Here is a 19,270-nt window from a genome sequence, read left to right on the forward strand (position 1 = left end):
GCTCAGCACACCCCGCTTCGCATGACCTCACCCGTTCCGTCCGACGCCGCGCTGCGCCCGCTGCCGATCGATGCGCTGACCGTGCCGGCCGCGCTCGACGGACGCACGGGCACCAACCGCTCGACCGGCACGCATCCGCAGATTGCCGCGACCAACGACCTCGACGCGGTGCGCGCCTGGCTCGCGCGCTTCGTCGACACACCGACCACGTTCCAGAATTACCGCAAGGAAGCCGAGCGCCTGCTGCTGTGGGCCGTGATCGCGTGCGGCAAGCCGCTGTCGTCGCTCACGCACGAAGATCTGATCGTCTACCGGCAGTTCCTGCTCGCGCCCGCGCCGGCCGAGCTGTGGTGCGCGAACGGCGGACGCAAGCATCCGCGCGACGATCCGCGCTGGCGGCCGTTCTACGGGCCGCTGTCGGCGGCCAGCCAGCGGCAGGCGCTGGTGATCCTGAACGTGATGTTCTCGTGGCTCGTGCAGGCCGGTTACCTGGCCGGCAATCCGCTCGCGTTGTCGCGCCAGCGGCAGCGCCGGCCCGCACCGCGCGTCACGCGCCATCTCGGGCAACCGCTGTGGCAGTCGGTCAAGGAGGCGATCGCCGCGATGCCGCGCGACGACGCGCGGGCGGACTTCCATGCGGACCGCGCGCGGTGGCTATTCACGCTGCTGTATCTCGGCGGGCTGCGCATCACCGAAGCGGCCGACACGACGATGGGCCAGTTCTTCTGCCGGCGCGACGCGGACGGGCGCGACCGCTGGTGGCTCGACGTGACGGGCAAAGGCGGCCGGCAACGGCTCGTGCCGGCCACCGACGAAATGATGGCCGAGCTGTCGCGCTACCGGCGCGCGCACGGCCTGCCCGCGTTGCCGTCCGACGGCGAGTCCACGCCGCTCGTGCTGCCGGTCGGCCAGGCACGCAAGCCGCTCACGCGCGCGGCGCTGCACCGGATCGTGAAGCAGGTGTTCCGGCACGCGGCCGACCGGCTGCGCGCGAACGGCGAAGCCGGCGAGCAGCAGGCACGCGTGCTCGAACAGGCATCCGCGCACTGGCTGCGCCACAGCGCGGGCTCGCACATGGCCGACGGCCGCGTCGACCTGCGGCTCGTGCGCGACAACCTCGGCCACGTGTCGCTCACGACGACGAGCCAGTACCTGCATGCGGACGACGACTGGCGGCATCGCGAGACGGAGGAGAAGCACCGGATCGGGTGGTAGGCGCGCACCGGCCTGACGGTTCCCGGCTCGCACGCCGCGTCGGCGCTCAGTGATCGAGTTCGAGCCCGCCCAGGCCGCCGTTGCTGCGGCATTTCGCGCGGTCGCTTTTCGCCGGCACGTCGATCTGGCTGCACAGCACGTCGATGCGCTTGCGGTAGCTATCGATCAGGCACTGCGTCGTCGTGCAGCGGTTACGCGTCTTCAGCCACGCCCTCTGCGTCGCCATGAACTGCTCGTACTCGGGCGGATCCTCGACCGGATAGTTGCTGAAGTCGTAGAGCATGTGCTGGAAATCCGCGTTGAGCGCATCGTCGAGACGCGACAACGTCGGATTGGCGCAGATTTCACGCTCCACGAACGTGGACGCCTTCGTGCAGTTGAACGACGCGGCGTGCGCGCCGGTCATGCCGGCGACGACGGCCAGCGCAACGAGCCATGCTTTCATGTGGGTGCCGTAACGAAGAAATCGGCGGCCGCGGATCGGCTCGCCGTGGCGGACGAACGGGAATGCCCGTCGCCGGATGCCCGTCGCCGGGATCCGGCAGCTTAGGGCAACGTGCATCGCAGTTCAATACACGATGCCGCTTCCCCACACCCTCGCCGCACGCCGCACGGCACGTCACGCCCGATCAGTACACGCCCACCCAGTGCCCGGGCACCCACGCCCAGTGATTGCCGGCCCACCGGTAATGCCCCTTCGCCCAGCGATAGCCCGGCGCGGGCATCGGCGGCGGCATCTCGACGACCGGTGCCGGCTGCGGCGGCCGCACGGGCTCGACCACGCAGGCGGACATCAGCGTCGCACTGGCCGCTACCAGCACGGTGAGCGAAACGGACCTGATCTTCATCATCTTGCATTCTCCCTTTTGTGTCGTGAATGAATCGGCGCGCATCACGCCGTACCGCGAATCAGCCCGCTCATCGGCGGCATCGCGCCGCTTTCGGCGAACAGCGCGGACGCGGTGCGGTGCGGATCGAGCCGCAGGCTTTCGGCGGCGGCGCCCGAGATCAGCGCGTCGAGCGACGCGGTCGGCTTCAGGTCGCGCCCTTCGTACAGGTCGCCCGGCCGCAAACCCGGCCAGTCGGCGATCACGCGGCCGCCCGCGACCGCGCCGCCCGCGAGCATCGCGACCGACGCCTGCCCGTGATCGGTGCCGCCCGTGCCGTTCGCGGCGGCCGTGCGACCGAACTCGGTCGCCACCAGCACCGTGGTCTGCTGCCATGCGGGCCCGAGACCGTCGCGCAGCGCGGCGAGCATCGTGTCGAGCGCTTTCAGCTGATTCGCGAGCCGCGCGTTCTGCGCACTGTGCGTGTCCCAGCCGCCCGTTTCGATCATCGCGATGCGCGGGCCGTCGTCGCGCGCGAGAAACGTCGCGGCGAGCTTGCCGACACCCGCCGGATCCTGCCGCGCATGCGCATCGCCGGCGAGGCCGCGCGCATCCATCGCCGATTGCCACAACGGGCCGAGCTGCGCGTCGGCCTCGTAGAGCGCCGACACGCGCGCGAGCAGGTCGTCCGGCGCGGCCGGCAAACCGGACGGCGCGTACGACGCCGCCTGCACGGTGCCGCGCAGCGCGAGCGGCACGGTCGGTGCGAACGCGATCGCGCTTTCGCGCGTCGCCGGCAGCAGCGCGGCGAGCCGGTTCAGCCATCCATCCTTCACCTGGTACGGCGCACGGCCGCCCGTCTCGAGCACGTTCTGGCCGTCGAAATGCGAGCGGTCGCGATACGGCGACGCGATCGCATGAACGAACAGCGCCTGCCCGTCGCGGTACAACTGCGCGGTCTGCACGAGCGACGGATGCAACGCGAACGTGCCGTCGAGCCGCGTCGCGGCCGCCGTGTCGATCGCCAGCGGGCCGCGCAGCGACGCATACGCGGGTTCGGCATACGGCACCAGCGTGTTCAGGCCGTCGGCTGCGCCGCGCTGGATCACGAACACGAAGCGCCGGTCGGTCTCGACGTTCGCGAACACGATCCGCGGCGCGACGAGCATCGCGCCGGCGCCGGCGGCCGCCACGCGCAGGAATTGTCGGCGGGACAGTGCCATGGTCATCTCCGTTGGAAATCGGGCGATACGAGCAGCAAGGCGAGCGACGTGGCCGCGCTTTCGGCACGCGACAACGCGGTTGCCGTCGGCGCGCTCAGCGAACCCGCGAGCAGCGTGTTGCCGAGCGTGCGCGGATCGAGCCGGTCGCCCGTGCGCGCGGCCAGCCGCTGCGCCAGCTCGACGCGGCGCACGAGCGCATCGGGCGCGGCCCAGCTCGCGGCCACGTCGTCGTAGCCGGCCGGCGAGCCCGGCCGCCACACCGGCTGGCCGAGCTGCGTGAGCAGCGGCGCGGCCTTCAGGTCACCCGTGTCGTGCCAGCCGAGCCCGCGCAGCGAAGAAACGGCCCACTCCCACGGCGTCTTGAACTTGCGGTTGACCGGCGACCACGCATCGGGCGCGTCGACGAGCGCGCGATAGACGGTCGGCAAATCGCCGCCGCTCGCGTCGAATGCGCGGGCCAGCCGGTCGGTCAGCGCGGGCGGCGGATTGTCGGCGACGAAATGACGGGCGAGCTGGAACGCGATATGCCGACCGGTCGCCTCCGAATGCGCGAGGTCGTGCAGGATCGCGCGGGCCTGCGATTCGCCGGGCTGATCGTAGCTGCGCCCCATCACGGTCCGCACGCCGGGCTCGTGCAGTTTCGGGCGAAACACGAACGCGCCGGGCGCCGCATCGCCGGGCTGCGGGCCGCGCCCGCCGGCGATGCTCCAGCCGGTCAGCGCGCGCGCGAATTCCGTCACGTCGGCTTGCGTATAACCCGTGCGTACGCCAAGCGTGTGCAGTTCCATGATTTCGCGCGCGAGATTCTCGTTGAGCCCGCGCCTGCCCGACGGATTGCGCGCTTCGGCACGCAGCGCGGCCGGGCTGTCGGGGCCGACCGAGCGCGCCTGGTCGAGGAACAGCTGCATCGCGGGATGCTGCTCGACGGCGACCAGCATGTCCTCGAAACGGCCGAGCACGTGCGGGCGGATCGCGTCGCGTTCGAATGCGCCCGCGTAGGCCGCCACCGGCCCCTTGTCGACCGATACCGCGAAATGGTTCGCCCAGAAATGCACGAGACGCTCGACGAACGGCGCGGGCGTGTTCAGCGCGCTGTTGACCCGCGCGACGACGGCGCTGCGGTACGTGTCGTTGCCGTCGCGCCGGATCGACTGCTCGGTCGCGCGCTTCGTTGCGGGATCGTCGCCGGTCATCGCATTGCGCGCGTTCGCGAAGCGCGTGGCAAGCGCCACCGCGTCGGGCTCGCCGGCCCACGCGGCCGGCCGCGCTTCGTAACGGTCGAATTGCGCGACGAGCGCCGCCTTCGGGTCGGCAGGCGGCGCTTCGTCGGCCCGCGCGCCGAGACCGAAGCGGTTCAGCGCGATGGCGGCCGGGGTGATGTCGTTCGGGTGGTCCATGACGGGGCTCTTGCGATGCGTACCCGTGTTAAACGTCGGCCGGCGGGAAATCCGTCGCCGGGAAGACGAATATTTCGGGTTTGGCGCGCGGGCTTGAAAACGTGTGTGTCGCCGTTCGAGTTTCCAGCGCGGATTCGACCGGCGGTGGCAGCGCATCGACGGATCGCTCAGCCGCCGCAACGCTGCCCCGTGCCCCGCCGAGGGACGGGCACGCTTCGACATTCGGCCGACAGACTTTCGCCCGCCTGACCGGCATGGACCCGGCCGGAACGTGCGTCGTCCGAAACCCTGGACGGGTCGAATGCCGCCTTGTCGCCGATATCCGCCCGGCGCTTGCCGTTCCCGGAAAGCGGCCTAGACTCAATGGAATGTATCGCTCCGGGTCACGGAGGTATCGTCGCCCCGCCCCGGAGCAAGAATTCGACGCAACCGGAGATCGGCCGTGACCACGCTGCTCGCCATCCTGCTGCCGGATCACGTTGACGCCTTTGCCGATCTATTCGCATGAAGGACGACGCGCGCGACCTCAGGCGCTACATCGGCGAAATCGTTCAGGTTGCCGAATCGCCTTGAACGCCGCGCGTCCGGTGGAACACGACGGTTCAGGCAGCCACGGCCCGGCACACTCGCGTCGACGTGGCGCCGCTACATTGAACAGGAGAAGCTGCGCACTCCGGCCGGCCACGGCGGAATGCGCCGGCCACCGCTACGATGAACCCACTTCCCGTCAGCTTGCACGCGCGGTTTCGTTGCTTCGGTGCGAAGCGTCCGGCCATGCGCCGGGCACGCGCGTGGCTGCTCGCCGCGGCGTTGGCGCTGCACGGTTATCCCGCTCACGCGCAGGGCCAGCCGAGGGTCGTCGACGTCCCGACCCGTCCCGGGGTCACCCAGCGGTTTCTCTTCATCGCGCCGGACGCGCCGAAAGCCGCGGCCATCCTTTACGCCGGCGGACACGGCGGGCTGCAACTGGACCCGTCCGGCCGGTTCGGATGGGGCGCAGGCAACTTTCTCGTGCGCACCAGGCAGCTGTTCGTGAATGACGGTATCGCTGTCGCGGTCATCGATGCACCGAGCGACCGGCAATCCGCGCCCTACCTCAACGGCTTTCGACTCTCGAAGGAACACGCCGACGACGCGCGTGCCGTGATCGCGTGGTTGAGGGAGCAACTGCACGTGCCGGTCTGGCTGGTCGGGACGAGCCGCGGCACCCAGTCCGCCGCTGCCGTTGCGATCGCGCTGGCCGGCGGCGGCGGGCCGGACGGTATCGTGCTGACGTCCACCATCCTCCGTGAAGATCGAGGCGGTACCGCGGTCACCGACATGAACCTGGCCAGCCTCAGGATTCCGGTGCTCGTCGTTCATCACCAGAACGACGGCTGCAAGCATTGCCCCGTGTCCGAAACGGATACGCTGTTGAAGAAGCTGGAGGCATCGCCGAAGGCCGAACGGATGATCGTGTCGGGCGGCACGTCCCGGGGCGATCCGTGCGAAGCGTTCGCCTATCACGGCTTCAATGGCCTGGAGAGCAGCGTGGTCGACGCGATCTCCGCGTGGATGCTGGCACGTTGAACGTCCCCGCCGCGTCACGTGGTCGTGGCCGTGGTCGCGTTGCGATCGTTCGCGAAAGCGTGCCAAAGCATTGCCGACCGGCGTTCCGCGTACGCGTTGCACAGCGCAGGAAAGGCGCGCCGCCGCACGTCTCCCGCGCCGCGTTTCCTTACTGACTCCCCGCCTCGCCCTGCTTCTTCTGCAACCTCGGCGGCAACCGCCAGTTGCCGCTACGCCGCAACCCGTCGACGAACTTCGCGCGCTCGTCCGGCGTCAGCGTCGCCGCGAAATCGACGACGCTGCGCTCCACCTGCGCACGCAGCGCGGTATCGGCCGCACGCGTGCGGTCGAGCGCGGCGTCGATCGCCGTGCGATCGAGTTGCGGCGCGGCGAGTAGATCCAGCACGGTGATCCGGTCGTCGCGCCCTTCCCGCGCGAAGTCGCGACCGTCCTTGCGTGCCGCCTTCAGCGCGGCGGCGAATTCCTGCCGGCGTGTGTCCGGCAACTCGTCCGCGGCGAAACGCAATGCGGTGCGCGACGCAGGTGCGCCCGCGGCCCGCAGGTCGCGATGCGTCGAGAACCACTGATACGCGCCGCCGCCGATCGCGCCGAGCATGAATACGTTCAGCACGACCGAACCGACGAGGACGAATTTCCAGCCACGCTCACTCATTCATCACTCCAGTCCACGCTCGGTCCGCCGAACGTCGTTGTCAGATAGCCCTGCTCGTGCGCAGGCGGCACGCTCCCGAGCATCAGCATCGACACGGCCACCGCGCCCGCGAGCGCGCCGGCCAGGCCCACGCCCGCGAATGCCGCGCCCGACCACCACACGGTGCCCCGCCGACGCGTGCGCCGCGGAGCGGGCGCCGTCGCGACGATGCGCTCGACGAGCGCCGGCGCGGGCGGTGCGACCGTATCGCTGGCGAGCCACGCGTCGAGTTCGGCGGCCTCGTCCAGCGCCGCCAACGCGTCGCCCGGATGCGCGCGCGCCCATGCCTCGGCGGCCGCGCGCTCGCCGTCCGGCCAGCGCCGCGCATCCGAGCCGTACGCGGCGACGATGGTACGAAATCGTTCGGGTGTCATCGGATGTCCTCGCTAGGTGAATCGCCGGCCAGTTGCGCGCGCAAGTTTCGCCGCGCGCGCGCGAGCAGGCTTTCCAGCGCGTCGACGGTAATGCCCATCAGGTCGGCCGCCTCCATGTTCGACATGTCCTGATAGTACTGGAGCACGAGCGCTTCGCGCTGCCGCGCCGGCAACGCCGCGAGCGCCTGCCGCACGCGCGCGTCGCGCGAGCGGGTCTCCGCGCGGGTGGCCGGTTCCGGTTGCGGATCGGGCACGTCGGGCAACACGTCGACCGGTTCCTCGCGGCGGCCGCGCAAGCGGTCGTAGCACAGGTTCAGCACCACACGATGCAGCCACGTGTCGAACCGCGCCTCGCCCTCGCGCCAGCCCGGCGCCTGTTTCCAGATCCGCAAGAACGTCTCCTGTGCGACGTCCTCGGCTTCCGTGCGGTCGCCGAGCATGCGCGTCGCGAGCGCGAGCAGCCGCGGCAGCTTGCGCGCGACGAGCACGCGCACGGCCGACGCGTCGCGCGCGCCGACCCGTGCCACCAGCGCGGCGTCCGGATCGCCGTCGCTCAACGCGGGGCGCTCCAGCGCATCGCGCGTCTGTGCCGCGGCACGCTCGTGAATGCGCCCGCCGGCAGACCGAAGCTCATCGTCGTGCTCTCCTTGCATGCGCCGCGCCATTACCCGGCCCCGCCCCACCGGCGGTTCGGGATCGCCGCACGCATCGCGCGCGGCATCGGCAAGGTCCGTTTCATCGGCATCGGTTTCAGGCCGCATGGCGATCGTGTCGATCGGTTCGATCGGATGCCGGCCGCCCGGTCGCGCGAGCGGCGCCCGGCGCGCTCAATATACGACGACCGGCGCGGGCCGGTAATAGGCCGGACGCGCCGGCACCACGACACAGCCGGCCAGCACGATGGCTGCGGCTGCCAGTATCACGACGGTTCGAAAGGGCATGGCTGCGACTCATGACGTTGCGGGAAGGCGCCGCCGCGCCGGCACCGCGTGCCGTGCGGCGGCATACGCATCAGGCCCAGTGACCCGGAACCCAGCGCCACGCCGGACCGCGCGCGGCCCAGTGGCCCGGCACCCAGTGATAACCGACGCGAACCACTTGCCAGTGGCCTGGAATCCAGACATAACGACCCTGGCGCCAGTGCCAGTGGCCCTGGTCCCACACGTAGCCCGCGCGCGGCGCCGGCATCACTTCGACGCGAGGCGGCGGCGGCGCGTAAGGCGCGACGATGACGGCCTGCGCGAACGCAGCGGACGCAGCGAGCGCGGCCACGCATGCCGTGGCAAACCGCAACGGAATGGAAAGCTTCATGAAAGACTCCGACGTAGCAGGTATCGACCGGAAGCGGCCGTTCATGCGTTAAACGGTGCAGGTGGTCAGAATCCGTCGCGATGTCGGCAAATAAATATCGGCCGAAGCGGACGCGCGTCGCCGCGGGCCGGATGCCCCGATCCGCAAGCTCGGCAGGCGCCGGCGCTCCCGCGGGTTGCCGTGCTGTCACAACCCGGCAAAACTGCGCTTCGACAATGTCCGGCACCGGGATCCCGCTCGTTTCCGGCCCACGCCCCGGCCACGCTTACGCACGGCCGGGCGGTTCCGCATCTCGCGTCTCCATCCACGAAAACACCGACCATGTCGAACCAGGACAACTCCCCGATCCAGCCGAACGAGCCCGCCGCATCCGTCTCGCGCCGCGGCTTCCTGAAACTCGCCGGCGTATCCGGCCTCGCCACCGCCGCCGGTGGCCTCGCGGCAGCCCGGGCCGCCGCGTCGACCCCGGACGGCACGCCCGAACAGGTCCACCTGACGTGGGGCAACGACCCGACGTCGGAAGTCGTGATCTCGTGGGCGTCGCTCGCGTCGGCCGTCAATCCGCGCGCGCGCATCGTCGCCGACGGCGAGCCGCCGCGCACCGTGCATGGCGTCCAGCGCCTGTACACCGACGGCCTGAACGGCGAGACCGTATTCGCGTACCACGCGCGCGTGCACGGGCTGAAGCCGAATACGCGTTACCGCTACGAGATCACGGCCGACAACGACAGCAATGCCGCGCAGCCGTTCTCCGCGAATTTCTCGACCGCACCGCGCGGCCGCGCGCCGTTCCGCTTCACGAGCTACGGCGACCTTGCGACGCCGAACGGTGCCTGGGTGCTGTCGTCGCCGCAGAGCCGCTTCGCGGTGCAGGCCGTCGAGCAGTTCCAGCCGCTGTTCCACCTGCTGAACGGCGACCTCTGCTACGCGAACCTGAACCCCGCGCACCAGCCCGAGGTGTGGCGCGATTTCGGCAACAACAACCAGACGTCGGCCGCCAATCGTCCGTGGATGCCCTGCCCCGGCAACCATGAGATCGAGTTCAACAATGGTCCGCAGGGGCTCGACTCGTATCTCGCGCGCTATACGCTGCCGGAGAACGGCACGCGCTTCCCGGGCCGCTGGTACAGCTTCCGCGTGAGCTCGGTGCTGTTCGTGTCGCTCGACGCCGACGACGTCGTGTACCAGGATGCCGCCGCGTTCGTCGGCGGCCCCGCGCCGCTCGTGCCGGCCGCGAGCACGGGCCGCCCGCCGATCGAGCCCGGCACGTCGTTCTACGTGCGCGGCTACAGCAACGGCGAGCAGACGCGCTGGCTCGAACACACGCTGCGTCATGCCGCGCACGACGACGACATCGACTGGATCGTCGTGCAGATGCACCAGGACGCGCTCAGTTCGTCGAAGACGGGCAACGGTTCCGACAAGGGCATTCGCGAAGCGTGGCTGCCGCTGTTCGACCGTTACGGCGTCGACCTCGTGCTGTGCGGCCACGATCACGACTACGAGCGCAGCTACCCGGTACGCGGCTGCAATCACCGCGCGGGCGTCGATGCGACGACCGGCGAAGTGGTCGAGACGCTGCAGCCGCGCCCGGTCGGATCGAACGACCCGGACCGCACGACGTTCGACACGAGCCACGGCACGATCCACCTGATCCTGGGCGGCGGCGGCACCAGCGCGCCGCTCGACGTATACGGCGAGAACCCGGCGACCGGCTTTGCACAGGCGAAGGTGTTCACGAAGCCGAACCGGCCGGTGCCGGGCACGGCACCGAATACGTTCGTGCGCCAGCCGGCCGATGCGCTCGAGGATGCGATCTGGTCCGCGCGTCGCGATACGGGCACCGGCTACGGGATTGCCGTGTTCGACCACGACCCGGGCAAGCCGGGCGGGCATACGACGATCACGATGCGCTACTACCACGCACCGGGCGCCGACCAGCACCCGACCGCCGACTACACACTGTTCGAGACGATCGAGCTGAGCAAGAAGCGCAACGACCGGTGATCAGTCAGGCGCCCGTTGCGACGGGCGCCTGACGCCGTGCGCGCGGGATTCGTTGCATGCGCAACGTCATGGGGCAATCAGGATGCCGCGGTTCGCGAAATAGCGGTCGAACGTGGCGCGCGGCATCGCCACGTTGCGCTGCGTGCGCACGTCGAACCCGGACGGGTTGTGGAACAGCCAGTCGCCGGTGTCGCGGTTCGCGCCGAACACGAGCACCAGATGCCCGCCCCGCGACGGCGGCTCAAAGCCGTCGTGCCGGATGCCGGGATGCACCGACGCCATCAGCATGTGCCCGTCATGCAGCTTCGGTTCGAGCGCGGCCGAATCGATCCCTTCCACCACATCGCCATCGATCCCGTAGCGCTCGCGCACCCAGTGCACGAAGGGCCGGTAATGCAGACGCTTGCCCGTGTCGCCGAGTTCGGGCCGGTAGACGCCGAACCCGACGGCCTCGCGTACCAGTTCGAGCAGCGGCACGATCGTGTTCGAGCGGTATGCGAGCAGCATCTTCAGGCACGCGATACCGCAGATGTTCGGGCTCCACTGCGCGTATTCTTCCGGCGTGCTTGCGCCGGAGCGATGCCACAACGGGTCGTCCTCCGCGCGCAATTCGCGGGACACGAACCGCGAAACCAGGTGCATCGATTCCCACTGCGAGAAATACGGCACTTCTTTCATGGCTTCCCTCCCTGAAAGCGCGATACAGGCGACTGGCTTCAACGAAAACCTGACCAACTGCTCGATGCGAATCTGCCGCGCCACTATACCGCGATGGCGCACGGGCACCTGTTGTACGCCCATCACAAGCCATTGCGCGACGACACGCGGTAGACTGCGCGCCTCGTACTCCGCCATGAGCGGGGCGTTCGCGACCGTCAACTGCTTCGGCGAAGACGACGGGACGACGCCGTTCGACGGCGACGAGGCATCCGGGGTCGGCGGCCGTGGCATGTCGATCCCGGTGCGCGGCCGGCACACCGGGATCGAGACCATCTTGATCGACGTACCCGTGGATCCCGCGCAGGCGGAACCGAATCATCCAATAGCGAATTTGAATGTTGAAACAGGCAGGACGCATGAAGCGCAAGAATAAGGCAACGCTCGCCGGGCTCGGCGCGGTGTTGTTGTGGGCCTCCGTGGTCGCCCTCGTTCGTGGAGTCAGCGAAAGCCTCGGCGCGACCGGCGGCGCCGCGATGATCTATACGGTGGCCTCCGTGCTTCTGCTGTTCTCGGTCGGTTTCCCCGACCTGAGCCGGTTCCCGAAAAACTATCTGCTCTGGGGCGGGCTGCTGTTCGTCTCGTACGAGGTGTGCCTGTCGCTGTCGATCGGCTATGCCAGCAACGGCCGGCAGGCGATCGAAGTCGCGATGGTCAACTATCTGTGGCCGAGCTTCACGCTGGTCGCGGCAATCGTGTTCAACAAGCAGCGCGCCAACCTGCTGGTCGTGCCCGGCGTCCTGCTGTCGATGCTCGGGATCTGCCGGGTGCTCGGCGGCGACCAGGGGCTCGATCCGGCCGGCATGCTGCGCAACGTCACGGACAATCCGCTGAGCTACGGCCTCGCGTTCTTCGGTGCGCTGATCTGGGCCGGCTATTGCACGGTGACGGCGCGCATCGCGGACGGCAAGAACGGCGTCACGCCGTTCTTCATGCTGGTTGCGCTGGCGCTCTGGATCAAGTTCGCGGTCGAAGGCGGCGGCGGCATGACGGTCAGCCTGCAAGCGGCCATCTACATCGTGCTGGCGGCATCGGCGCTGGGGTTCGGCTATGCGGCCTGGAACACCGGCATCATGCACGGCAACGTGACGATCATCGTCGGCGCATCGTATTTCACCCCGGTACTCGCCGCCATGCTCGCCGCGACGCTGCTGCATGCGCCGCTGTCGATCGAATTCTGGCAAGGCGCGTCGATGGTATGCGGCGGGTCGATCCTGTGCTGGCTCGCGACGCGCGGCCGGCGCAACGCAAAAGCCGCGCCCGTGCGGGTCGGCAACGAAGCGCAGGGCAACAGACAGGGCTGACGAAACCGGGCGCATTCGTCACGATGCAACTCGGAAGCACCCAGCGATCCCGCAAACCGTCGGCCACTCACTCGCGTCAGCTGCGCGACTCCAGTGCGATACGCACGGCGAGCCCAGCCAGCACCGTGCCCATCAACCAGCGCTGAACCGACGCCCAGACCGGCCGCCCCGCCAGAAAACCCGCGATGGCGCCGGCCATGCAGGCAATCAGCGCGTTCACGCTGACGCTCACCGCGATCTGCACGCTGCCGAGCGCCAGCGATTGCGCGAGCACGCTGCCGTGCCCCGGCGAAATGAACTGCGGCAGCAGCGACAGATACATCACCGCGATCTTCGGATTCGCGAGGTTCGTGACGAAGCCCATCGTGAAGAGCCTCGCGCGGCTATCGTGCGGCAGCTGCCTGATCTGGAACGCCGAGCGGCCGCCCGGCTTCAGAGCCTGCCACGCCAGGTACGCCAGATAAAGCGCACCGGCAAAGCGCAGCACGTCGTACGCATACGGCACGGCCAACACCAGCGCTGTGATGCCCAGCGCCGCGCACACCATGTAGAAGACGAACCCCAGCGCGACGCCGCCGAGCGACACCAGCCCGGCACGGCGGCCCTGGCAGATCGAGCGCGACACCAGGTAGATCATGTTCGGCCCGGGCGTCAGCACCATGCCGAGCGACACGAGTCCGAATGCAAGCAAGGTGGGCAAGGCCGGCACGGCAATCTCCTTCGGGGCGAAGCGGTCAGGGGGCGGGTTCGCTCAATGTATTGCATCTCGATCACCGTCTGCATGAATAAACTGCAAGCCGCCCATGAGCGCTTTTCATCGCACCGGCCGTTCGTTACCGGCTCCTTTTCGCGCGCGCGTGAATCGCCTTCGCCGCCTTCGCGCGTTGCGCGTCGACGAGCCGCACGAACGCATCGGCGATCGCATTGCCGGACGTGTTCCACGACAGCCGGACGGAACGATGCAGCCGTGGTGAAAGCGCCAGCACGCGGCCACCGAACGGGGTGTACGTGAGCGTGATGCGCGGAACGATCGACACGCCCATGCCGGCCTCCGCCATCGACAGGATGGTGCGCATCTCGACCACGTTGAACGCGGCGCGCAGCGGCGTGCCGCTGCGCGCGAAGTAATCCGCGATCACCGGCCCGCATCCTGCCTTCGAGAAAATGAACGGGGCCGCGGACAACTGCTTCGCCGACACGCTCTTGCGGCCCGTGAACATGCCATCCGCCGCCACCGCGACGAAGTCCTCGTCGAGCAGCGGCAGCGTGTGCGCGAAGGTCTTCGTGCCGGCCACCACGCCGACGTCGGCGGTACCGTCCTCGATCCACCCTTCGACTTCGCTGTCCGTGCCTTCGAGCAGCACCGCCGACACGCCCTGGTGCATCTCCTTCAGCGCCTCGAGTGCCGGCACGACGAATGCCAGCGACACGCTTGGCAGCGACGCGACCACCAGCTTCCCTTCGAGCTTGCCGCGCGACAGGCTGAACTGCTGGCGCAGCAACTGCGCTTCGCGCACCACGTTCTGGATGTGCGGCCACAGGCGTTCGCCCGCCGCCGTCAGGACGACCGGCTGCCGGTCGCGCCAGAGCAGCTTGACCTCCGTGATATCTTCCAGCTCGGTCAGTGCATGACTGATCGCGGATTGACTGCGGCTCAACCGGTCGGCCGCGGCCGTGAGCGAGCCGAGTTCGACCACGGCCGCCAGGGCCTGCAACTGCGCAAGGGTCATCGGGTCTCCTTGTTCCAGTAGATGCATATCGCGCATGAGGCGATGCATGGTCATGAATTATATTGAACCGCGTACATGATCGCGCCGACGATACCGGCGGCACGCCGCGCCCCGCGCCGAATATCCTCCGCAACGCTCGGGTAAGATGCATCCTCGAACCGCGCGTCGATTGCCTGCGGACCCGGCCGCGCAACGATGCGGCGCCGTGCGATCGACGCCCGGCCAAGCCGATCCAGAACACATGCGTGCAACACGCACGCGCCGCAACGGGCTCCTTCGACAGCGCTCGCTGCCGGATATGCCGCGACAAGCCATTCCATGATGCATTTCAATCTGACTGAAGGTGTGCTGGTTTCCAGCCTGCAGGGGCTCGGCGCGTTCGATCTGGCCGGCATCGCCGTCGCGCTGCTGCTGGGCGGCATGGCCAAGGGGATCACCGGCATAGGCGTGCCGCTGATCGCGATGCCGATACTCAGCCAGTTCCTGCCGATCCGGCATGCGGTGCTGCTGCTGTCGATGCCGATCATCCTCGGCAACATTCCGCAGGCGCTGGAAGGCGGCCAGGTGCTGGCGACCGCACGCAAGATCGCCGCACCGATCGCGGGCACCGTGATCGGCAACATCGTCGGTGTCGCGATCCTGCTCTCGCTCAATCCGGGTCATGCGCAGGCGGCGTCCGGCGCGCTGCTGATCGTCGCCGCGACGCTGATGCTCGCCGCGCCGAAGCTCAACCTGCCTCCCGCTTGGCAGAAACCCGTCGGCTTCGCACTCGGCTTCGGCGCCGCGCTGATGGAAAGCATCGCGTCGGTTCCCGGCCCGCTGCTCGCCACCTACCTGATTTCGTCCGGCGCGACCGGGCGCGTCTTCACGAAGCAGATCGCGATCATCCTCGTGGTGTCGATCGTCACGCTGCTCACGACGTTCAGCGGCGCCGCGCACGCGAGCGCCGCCGACCTCGCGATCTCGGCGGCGGCCAGCCTGCCGGCCATTGCCGGCATGTGGCTCGTTCGCCCGCTACGGGACAAGATGTCGCCCCGCAGCTTCAGGATGGTCGTGCTGCTCTTCGTGCTCGTCGCGGCATCGCAGATGATCTGGAAATCGGGCGTGTTCCGGCACGGCGGATCGCACGTTACCCAGGTGGACAACACGCGCGCGGGCACGCACTGACGGGCGGCGGATTGCAATCGATCCCGCATGCGTTCTGAAAGCTGCCGAGCGTAGTATTCGCGGACCCGGCGTATCGCCGCGCCCGACGATGCGAACGATACGTCACCGACTGTCCTGCTCGCGCGCCGATGTCCGCATCGGCGCTGCCACGCTTTCAGAGACCTGCAATGGAAACCTACGTGTTGCTCGGCTGCGGATTCGGCCTTGGCCTGTTGATCGCCGTCTGGGGTATCTGGCAACTCAAGTAACGCTCGCCAGCCGCGTCCGTGCGCAAGCATTCCGTATGGAAACGGACGGGAAATCGTAGTGTGCGGCGGCGCTCATTTCTCAACTCCTTCGCACTCCGACCCGGCCATCCGGCAGCGTCGGCTACCCGTGCCGGCTTCCGTTCGAAAGCAAGCGTGACCGAGCCGCATCGAAGCGTGCGCACTCGGCCTTGAGCCAGTCCGAAAAAACCGTGGTGCGCGGATCGTCGGGATTGCGTGACAACAGCATGTAGCGCGCCGGCGCACGCACGTGCCTGCCGAAAACATCCACGAGCCGTCCGCTCGCGATCTCGTCATGTACCAGGGCGGCGCGCCCCATCGCGACGCCCTGATGGTTCAGCGCGGCCGTGATTGCCAGGCTGGAGAAATTGAACTGCGGGCCGTCAAGATGCGCCATCCACGCGGGACGAACTGCCTCCAGCCACGTGCGCCACTCCACGAACTCGGGTGCGCCGCCCCACGGAGCCGCGTCGTGCAGCAGGACGACGCCGTCCAGCGACTCCCCGCCGGCAAAGGACGGATGCTGCGCCAGATACGCGGGCGTGGCGACCGGAAACAGGATTTCGTCGAGGATGGCCTCGGCATGCAGCCGCCCGTATTGCACCGGGTCGTAGCGCACCGCCACGTCGATGTCGTCGGTCTCCATGGCCTGACGATCCAGCACCTGAAACTCGGCCTTCACGCGAACCGGCACGTCCGGTTGCAGCCGATGAAATTCGGACAGGCGCGGCATCAGCCATTGCAGCGCGAGCGACGGCAGACAGCTCACCTGCAGCGGCGCGTCCGGCATGCCGAGCGCCTGAAGCGTGCGATGGATGTCGCCGAACGCGCTCGACATCGTTCCGAGCAGGGTCGCGCCCTTCTCGGTCAACTTCAGCCCGCGCGCCTGACGCACGAACAGCGGGTAACCCAGCCGGTCCTCCAGGTTCCGGATCTGCTGGCTCACGGCGCTTTGCGTCAGGTTGAACGCCTGTGCCGTCTTCGTGAAGCTCAGCAACCGGCCGGCCGTTTCAAAGCACAGCAACGCACCAAGGATCGAACCGTCGAGTCGCATCGTTATAAGCCAGGCTAATGCATTCATTAGAAATCGGCGCTTTTGCGCAACCGGTTCGAATCGTAGCATTCAAGCCTGATTCACCGTTCATCCGACGCAAGACCGATCCATGACCTTCACGCTCCAGCCTTCCGATCTATTAGCCAAGCTGCAATCGCGCCACCCGCTGCTGTGGCTGAACCCCCACGCCGGCAGCCCGCTGCCGCACGACGCACCGACGATTGACGCCATTGCGATGGCCGAAGCGCGGCTGGCGCGCTGCGAACCGCTGATGGCCGAGCTGTTTCCCGAACTCGCGGCGAGCGCAGGAAAAATCGAATCGCCGCTGATGCCGGCAGACAGCCTGCAGCGCAGCTTGTCGCTCCCGGCAGACGAACACGGCGCGTGGTTCATCAAGCGCGACGACGCACTGCCGGTCGCCGGCTCGATCAAGGCGCGCGGCGGCTTTCACGAAGTGCTCGCGCTCGCGGAGTCGATCGCGATCGAACACGGCCTGCTCGAACCCGCGGGCGACCGTCGGCTCCTGGCCTCGACCGCCGCACGCGAACTGTTTGCCGCGCATACCGTCATCGTGGGCAGCACCGGCAATCTCGGCCTGAGCATCGGCGTGATGGCCGCCGCGCTAGGGTTCGAGTCGGTCGTTCACATGTCGACCGACGCGAAGCCGTGGAAGAAGGCGCGCCTGAGAGCACGCGGCGTTCGCGTGATCGAACATGACGGCGACTACGCGCAAGCCGTCGCGGCGGGACGCTCGCAGGCACGCCATCAGCCGCGCAGCCACTTCGTCGACGACGAAGGCTCGCTGATGCTGTTCCTCGGCTACGCGGCCGGTGCCCGGCATCTCGCCGCGCAGCTCGCCGGGGCGGGCCGCAGCGTGGATGCGGCGCATCCGCTCTTCGTCCATATCCCGTGCGGCGTCGGCGGCGCGCCGGGCGGCATCGCCTATGGTCTCAAGGCGCTGTTCGGCGAGCACGTGCATTGCTTTTTCGCGGAACCCGTCGCTTCGCCGTGCATGCTGGTCCAGCTGGCCGCCGGCCCCGGGAAGCCTGTATCCGTCTACGACGCGGGGCTCGACAACCGGACCGAGGCCGATGGCCTGGCAGTCGCGCAGGCGTCGCACCTCGTCAGCCCGCTGATGGCGTCCCAGCTGTCGGGCGTCTTCACCGTCAGCGACGCGCAGCTTTACGCGCAGTTGCTCGCGGTCCGGCGCGCGACGGGCGTGGAACTCGAGCCGTCGGCCGCCGCTGCCGTCGGCGGCCCCGGCTGGCTGACGCACTCCCCGGCCGGAAAGGACTACGTGCATCGCCACGCGATCGACCTGCGCCGGGCGACGCACGTCATCTGGGCGACGGGCGGCTCGCTCGTGCCGCCGGAAGAACATCGCCGCTTCCAGTCGCATGCAAACGCGCTCGCCGATGCCGCACCCGGCGCCTGATCCACTCAAGCCGGTGCGTCCAGCCCCGTTCCCGAAGACGCGTTAGACTGTCCGGATGGAACAATGCCGTTATTGCCAGAGAATCCGCGATGAATGGGATTGCCACGGTGACGAATGCCGCCGGGCAATCGCCAAGGCGCTGCGCCGGCAGCGCGCGGGCCTGCCCATGGTGCCCGATCGCATCCGCAACGAACTGCCGTCCGGCGCGCCGACCCAGCAGGTGATCGCCGTGCTGTCGCGCCAGCGCCTGCGCGCGCGGCGCGGCAACGAGGAACGCCGGGAACGCAAGGAAATCGACGACGACGTCTGACCCGTCGGCAACGCAACCCGTCGGCCGCCTCTCCACCCGCGCATTCGCCGTCGGGCACCCGTCCGTGTACGCCATCCGCGTCGCGCGCATTCGCTCCGCTCCCTTGCAAATCCGGCAACATCGAATAGGGACGGAACGCGCATATCTCGGAATTATTACTCCAGCGACAACGATCTTTCACCAAAACTCACGTTTACCCTAGGTCGACCGGCGCCTACGATGTAATCAACCGCTTACGACATGGTGTCGAACGCGGAAAGCCAATAAACATCGGAGGTCATCATGAAATCGCTCGTTTCCGCAGTCGTTGCCGCTGTCGCCCTGTCCGCTTCGTTCGGCGCATTCGCCCAAAGCACCGTGACCCGCGCGCAAGTGAAGAACGAACTGGTTCAGCTCGAACAAGCCGGCTACAAGCCGAGCCAGGCGAGCCCGCACTACCCGGCCGACATCGAAGCCGCGCAAGCCCGCGTGCGCGGCGCCGACAACAGCGGCTACGGTGCGCAACCGGCCGCGACCGTCCAGGGTGGCGCACCGGTCGTCAAGGTGCAGAACCCGCGCGACTCGGTCTACTTCGGCCACTAAGCCTGCCGCCGCGCGCCTTCGCGCGCAGCCTGCACCATCAACGAGCCCGTCCCGCGACGGGCTCGTTACGTTTGCATCGCACGTATCGTGC

At 68.4% G+C, this 19,270-nt stretch carries 22 protein-coding genes; 9 read left to right on the forward strand and 13 right to left on the reverse strand.

Annotated features, from left to right (window positions below):
* The first annotated feature begins 21 nt into the window (after positions 1-21).
* A complete protein-coding gene (locus tag ACTJLD_RS30550; RefSeq protein WP_440660460.1) occupies positions 22-1,215 on the forward strand; it encodes a tyrosine-type recombinase/integrase in 1,194 nt (397 codons plus the stop codon).
* A 46-nt stretch (positions 1,216-1,261) separates the two neighbouring features.
* Here ACTJLD_RS30550 and ACTJLD_RS30555 read toward each other — a convergent pair whose 3' ends face one another.
* From ACTJLD_RS30555 to ACTJLD_RS30570, 4 genes are all read right to left on the reverse strand, one after another.
* On the reverse strand, positions 1,262-1,660 hold the full coding sequence (locus ACTJLD_RS30555; RefSeq protein ID WP_060085392.1) for a lysozyme inhibitor LprI family protein: 399 nt from the start codon (positions 1,658-1,660) through the stop codon (positions 1,262-1,264).
* A gap of 184 nt (positions 1,661-1,844) precedes the next feature.
* Complete coding sequence (locus tag ACTJLD_RS30560; protein WP_321908854.1) at positions 1,845-2,063, reverse strand: YXWGXW repeat-containing protein; 219 nt, start codon at positions 2,061-2,063, stop codon at positions 1,845-1,847.
* Positions 2,064-2,107: 44 nt separating this feature from the next.
* Positions 2,108-3,265: a DUF1501 domain-containing protein gene (locus ACTJLD_RS30565; RefSeq protein ID WP_440660462.1), complete on the reverse strand. Its 1,158-nt coding sequence runs from the start codon at positions 3,263-3,265 to the stop codon at positions 2,108-2,110.
* A 2-nt stretch (positions 3,266-3,267) separates the two neighbouring features.
* Positions 3,268-4,662, reverse strand: a complete 1,395-nt coding sequence (locus tag ACTJLD_RS30570; protein WP_440660464.1) for a DUF1800 domain-containing protein — start codon at positions 4,660-4,662, stop codon at positions 3,268-3,270.
* 774 nt (positions 4,663-5,436) lie between these two features.
* On the opposite strand from ACTJLD_RS30570, the gene ACTJLD_RS30575 reads away from it, so the two are divergent.
* Complete coding sequence (locus ACTJLD_RS30575; protein ID WP_440660466.1) at positions 5,437-6,231, forward strand: alpha/beta hydrolase; 795 nt, start codon at positions 5,437-5,439, stop codon at positions 6,229-6,231.
* 148 nt (positions 6,232-6,379) lie between these two features.
* On the opposite strand, the gene ACTJLD_RS30580 is transcribed toward ACTJLD_RS30575, so the two are convergent.
* From ACTJLD_RS30580 to ACTJLD_RS30595, 4 genes are all read right to left on the reverse strand, one after another.
* Entirely contained in the window at positions 6,380-6,883 is a 504-nt protein-coding gene (locus tag ACTJLD_RS30580) for a periplasmic heavy metal sensor (RefSeq protein WP_027791776.1), read from the reverse strand.
* Positions 6,880-7,296: a hypothetical protein gene (locus ACTJLD_RS30585; protein ID WP_059697356.1), complete on the reverse strand. Its 417-nt coding sequence runs from the start codon at positions 7,294-7,296 to the stop codon at positions 6,880-6,882. Before ACTJLD_RS30585 ends, ACTJLD_RS30580 begins: the two co-directional genes overlap by 4 nt.
* Positions 7,293-8,057, reverse strand: coding sequence for an RNA polymerase sigma factor (locus ACTJLD_RS30590; protein ID WP_440660468.1), 765 nt, complete (start codon positions 8,055-8,057; stop codon positions 7,293-7,295). The genes ACTJLD_RS30585 and ACTJLD_RS30590 overlap by 4 nt, the downstream gene beginning before the upstream one ends.
* Before the next feature lie 250 nt (positions 8,058-8,307).
* Positions 8,308-8,607, reverse strand: a complete 300-nt coding sequence (locus ACTJLD_RS30595) for a YXWGXW repeat-containing protein (RefSeq protein ID WP_027791779.1) — start codon at positions 8,605-8,607, stop codon at positions 8,308-8,310.
* Between the two features lie 321 nt (positions 8,608-8,928).
* Here ACTJLD_RS30595 and ACTJLD_RS30600 point away from each other — a divergent pair, with 321 nt between their 5' ends.
* Positions 8,929-10,614 carry a purple acid phosphatase family protein gene (locus tag ACTJLD_RS30600; protein WP_174393529.1) on the forward strand — a complete coding sequence of 562 codons (1,686 nt, stop codon included), beginning with the start codon at positions 8,929-8,931 and terminating at the stop codon, positions 10,612-10,614.
* Between the two features lie 66 nt (positions 10,615-10,680).
* On the opposite strand, the gene ACTJLD_RS30605 is transcribed toward ACTJLD_RS30600, so the two are convergent.
* Positions 10,681-11,292, reverse strand: coding sequence for a C39 family peptidase (locus ACTJLD_RS30605; protein ID WP_027791781.1), 612 nt, complete (start codon positions 11,290-11,292; stop codon positions 10,681-10,683).
* On the opposite strand from ACTJLD_RS30605, the gene ACTJLD_RS30610 reads away from it, so the two are divergent.
* Positions 11,291-11,707: a hypothetical protein gene (locus ACTJLD_RS30610; RefSeq protein WP_440660470.1), complete on the forward strand. Its 417-nt coding sequence runs from the start codon at positions 11,291-11,293 to the stop codon at positions 11,705-11,707. The genes ACTJLD_RS30605 and ACTJLD_RS30610 overlap by 2 nt on opposite strands.
* On the forward strand, positions 11,691-12,635 hold the full coding sequence (yddG, locus tag ACTJLD_RS30615; protein WP_440660472.1) for an aromatic amino acid DMT transporter YddG: 945 nt from the start codon (positions 11,691-11,693) through the stop codon (positions 12,633-12,635). The genes ACTJLD_RS30610 and yddG overlap by 17 nt, the downstream gene beginning before the upstream one ends.
* A gap of 76 nt (positions 12,636-12,711) precedes the next feature.
* Here the strand turns inward: yddG and ACTJLD_RS30620 are convergent, their stop codons facing one another.
* The 3 genes from ACTJLD_RS30620 to ACTJLD_RS30630 all read right to left on the reverse strand — a co-directional run bounded on the left by ACTJLD_RS30620 (position 12,712) and on the right by ACTJLD_RS30630 (position 14,685).
* Positions 12,712-13,344, reverse strand: a complete 633-nt coding sequence (locus tag ACTJLD_RS30620; protein ID WP_060170648.1) for a LysE family translocator — start codon at positions 13,342-13,344, stop codon at positions 12,712-12,714.
* Positions 13,345-13,468: 124 nt separating this feature from the next.
* The gene (locus ACTJLD_RS30625; RefSeq protein WP_334009770.1) at positions 13,469-14,365 is read right to left on the reverse strand and encodes a LysR family transcriptional regulator; all 897 of its coding nucleotides are present in this window, start codon (positions 14,363-14,365) and stop codon (positions 13,469-13,471) included.
* Positions 14,366-14,415: 50 nt separating this feature from the next.
* Positions 14,416-14,685 carry a hypothetical protein gene (locus ACTJLD_RS30630; RefSeq protein WP_060170644.1) on the reverse strand — a complete coding sequence of 90 codons (270 nt, stop codon included), beginning with the start codon at positions 14,683-14,685 and terminating at the stop codon, positions 14,416-14,418.
* Between ACTJLD_RS30630 and ACTJLD_RS30635 the strand changes: the two genes are divergently transcribed.
* Positions 14,684-15,532, forward strand: coding sequence for a sulfite exporter TauE/SafE family protein (locus ACTJLD_RS30635; protein WP_440660475.1), 849 nt, complete (start codon positions 14,684-14,686; stop codon positions 15,530-15,532). The genes ACTJLD_RS30630 and ACTJLD_RS30635 overlap by 2 nt on opposite strands.
* A 369-nt stretch (positions 15,533-15,901) precedes the next feature.
* Here the strand turns inward: ACTJLD_RS30635 and ACTJLD_RS30640 are convergent, their stop codons facing one another.
* Entirely contained in the window at positions 15,902-16,852 is a 951-nt protein-coding gene (locus ACTJLD_RS30640) for a LysR substrate-binding domain-containing protein (RefSeq protein WP_059697360.1), read from the reverse strand.
* A gap of 109 nt (positions 16,853-16,961) precedes the next feature.
* On the opposite strand from ACTJLD_RS30640, the gene ACTJLD_RS30645 reads away from it, so the two are divergent.
* The 3 genes from ACTJLD_RS30645 (at position 16,962) to ACTJLD_RS30655 (ending at position 19,179) form a co-directional block, all read left to right on the forward strand.
* Positions 16,962-18,287, forward strand: a complete 1,326-nt coding sequence (locus ACTJLD_RS30645; RefSeq protein WP_440660477.1) for a D-serine ammonia-lyase — start codon at positions 16,962-16,964, stop codon at positions 18,285-18,287.
* Between the two features lie 55 nt (positions 18,288-18,342).
* The gene (locus ACTJLD_RS30650) at positions 18,343-18,597 is read left to right on the forward strand and encodes a hypothetical protein (RefSeq protein ID WP_027791787.1); all 255 of its coding nucleotides are present in this window, start codon (positions 18,343-18,345) and stop codon (positions 18,595-18,597) included.
* A 282-nt stretch (positions 18,598-18,879) separates the two neighbouring features.
* Complete coding sequence (locus tag ACTJLD_RS30655; protein ID WP_027791788.1) at positions 18,880-19,179, forward strand: DUF4148 domain-containing protein; 300 nt, start codon at positions 18,880-18,882, stop codon at positions 19,177-19,179.
* Positions 19,180-19,270: the final 91 nt, after the last annotated feature.

The sequence above is a fragment of the Burkholderia sp. 22088 genome (assembly GCF_052045915.1).
Lineage (GTDB): Bacteria > Pseudomonadota > Gammaproteobacteria > Burkholderiales > Burkholderiaceae > Burkholderia > Burkholderia cepacia.

Excerpts from the sequence above, each read along its gene's own strand:
- ACTJLD_RS30550 (WP_440660460.1), top strand. The coding sequence starts at position 22 with ATGACCTCACCCGTTCCGTCCGACGCCGCGCTGCGCCCGCTGCCGATC.
- ACTJLD_RS30555 (WP_060085392.1), bottom strand. The coding sequence starts at position 1,660 with ATGAAAGCATGGCTCGTTGCGCTGGCCGTCGTCGCCGGCATGACCGGC.
- ACTJLD_RS30560 (WP_321908854.1), bottom strand. The coding sequence starts at position 2,063 with ATGAAGATCAGGTCCGTTTCGCTCACCGTGCTGGTAGCGGCCAGTGCG.
- ACTJLD_RS30565 (WP_440660462.1), bottom strand. The coding sequence starts at position 3,265 with ATGGCACTGTCCCGCCGACAATTCCTGCGCGTGGCGGCCGCCGGCGCC.
- ACTJLD_RS30570 (WP_440660464.1), bottom strand. The coding sequence starts at position 4,662 with ATGGACCACCCGAACGACATCACCCCGGCCGCCATCGCGCTGAACCGC.
- ACTJLD_RS30575 (WP_440660466.1), top strand. The coding sequence starts at position 5,437 with ATGCGCCGGGCACGCGCGTGGCTGCTCGCCGCGGCGTTGGCGCTGCAC.
- ACTJLD_RS30580 (WP_027791776.1), bottom strand. The coding sequence starts at position 6,883 with ATGAGTGAGCGTGGCTGGAAATTCGTCCTCGTCGGTTCGGTCGTGCTG.
- ACTJLD_RS30585 (WP_059697356.1), bottom strand. The coding sequence starts at position 7,296 with ATGACACCCGAACGATTTCGTACCATCGTCGCCGCGTACGGCTCGGAT.
- ACTJLD_RS30590 (WP_440660468.1), bottom strand. The coding sequence starts at position 8,057 with ATGCGGCCTGAAACCGATGCCGATGAAACGGACCTTGCCGATGCCGCG.
- ACTJLD_RS30595 (WP_027791779.1), bottom strand. The coding sequence starts at position 8,607 with ATGAAGCTTTCCATTCCGTTGCGGTTTGCCACGGCATGCGTGGCCGCG.
- ACTJLD_RS30600 (WP_174393529.1), top strand. The coding sequence starts at position 8,929 with ATGTCGAACCAGGACAACTCCCCGATCCAGCCGAACGAGCCCGCCGCA.
- ACTJLD_RS30610 (WP_440660470.1), top strand. The coding sequence starts at position 11,291 with ATGGCTTCCCTCCCTGAAAGCGCGATACAGGCGACTGGCTTCAACGAA.
- ACTJLD_RS30605 (WP_027791781.1), bottom strand. The coding sequence starts at position 11,292 with ATGAAAGAAGTGCCGTATTTCTCGCAGTGGGAATCGATGCACCTGGTT.
- yddG (WP_440660472.1), top strand. The coding sequence starts at position 11,691 with ATGAAGCGCAAGAATAAGGCAACGCTCGCCGGGCTCGGCGCGGTGTTG.
- ACTJLD_RS30625 (WP_334009770.1), bottom strand. The coding sequence starts at position 14,365 with ATGACCCTTGCGCAGTTGCAGGCCCTGGCGGCCGTGGTCGAACTCGGC.
- ACTJLD_RS30635 (WP_440660475.1), top strand. The coding sequence starts at position 14,684 with ATGATGCATTTCAATCTGACTGAAGGTGTGCTGGTTTCCAGCCTGCAG.
- ACTJLD_RS30630 (WP_060170644.1), bottom strand. The coding sequence starts at position 14,685 with ATGGAATGGCTTGTCGCGGCATATCCGGCAGCGAGCGCTGTCGAAGGA.
- ACTJLD_RS30640 (WP_059697360.1), bottom strand. The coding sequence starts at position 16,852 with ATGCGACTCGACGGTTCGATCCTTGGTGCGTTGCTGTGCTTTGAAACG.
- ACTJLD_RS30645 (WP_440660477.1), top strand. The coding sequence starts at position 16,962 with ATGACCTTCACGCTCCAGCCTTCCGATCTATTAGCCAAGCTGCAATCG.
- ACTJLD_RS30650 (WP_027791787.1), top strand. The coding sequence starts at position 18,343 with ATGGAACAATGCCGTTATTGCCAGAGAATCCGCGATGAATGGGATTGC.
- ACTJLD_RS30655 (WP_027791788.1), top strand. The coding sequence starts at position 18,880 with ATGAAATCGCTCGTTTCCGCAGTCGTTGCCGCTGTCGCCCTGTCCGCT.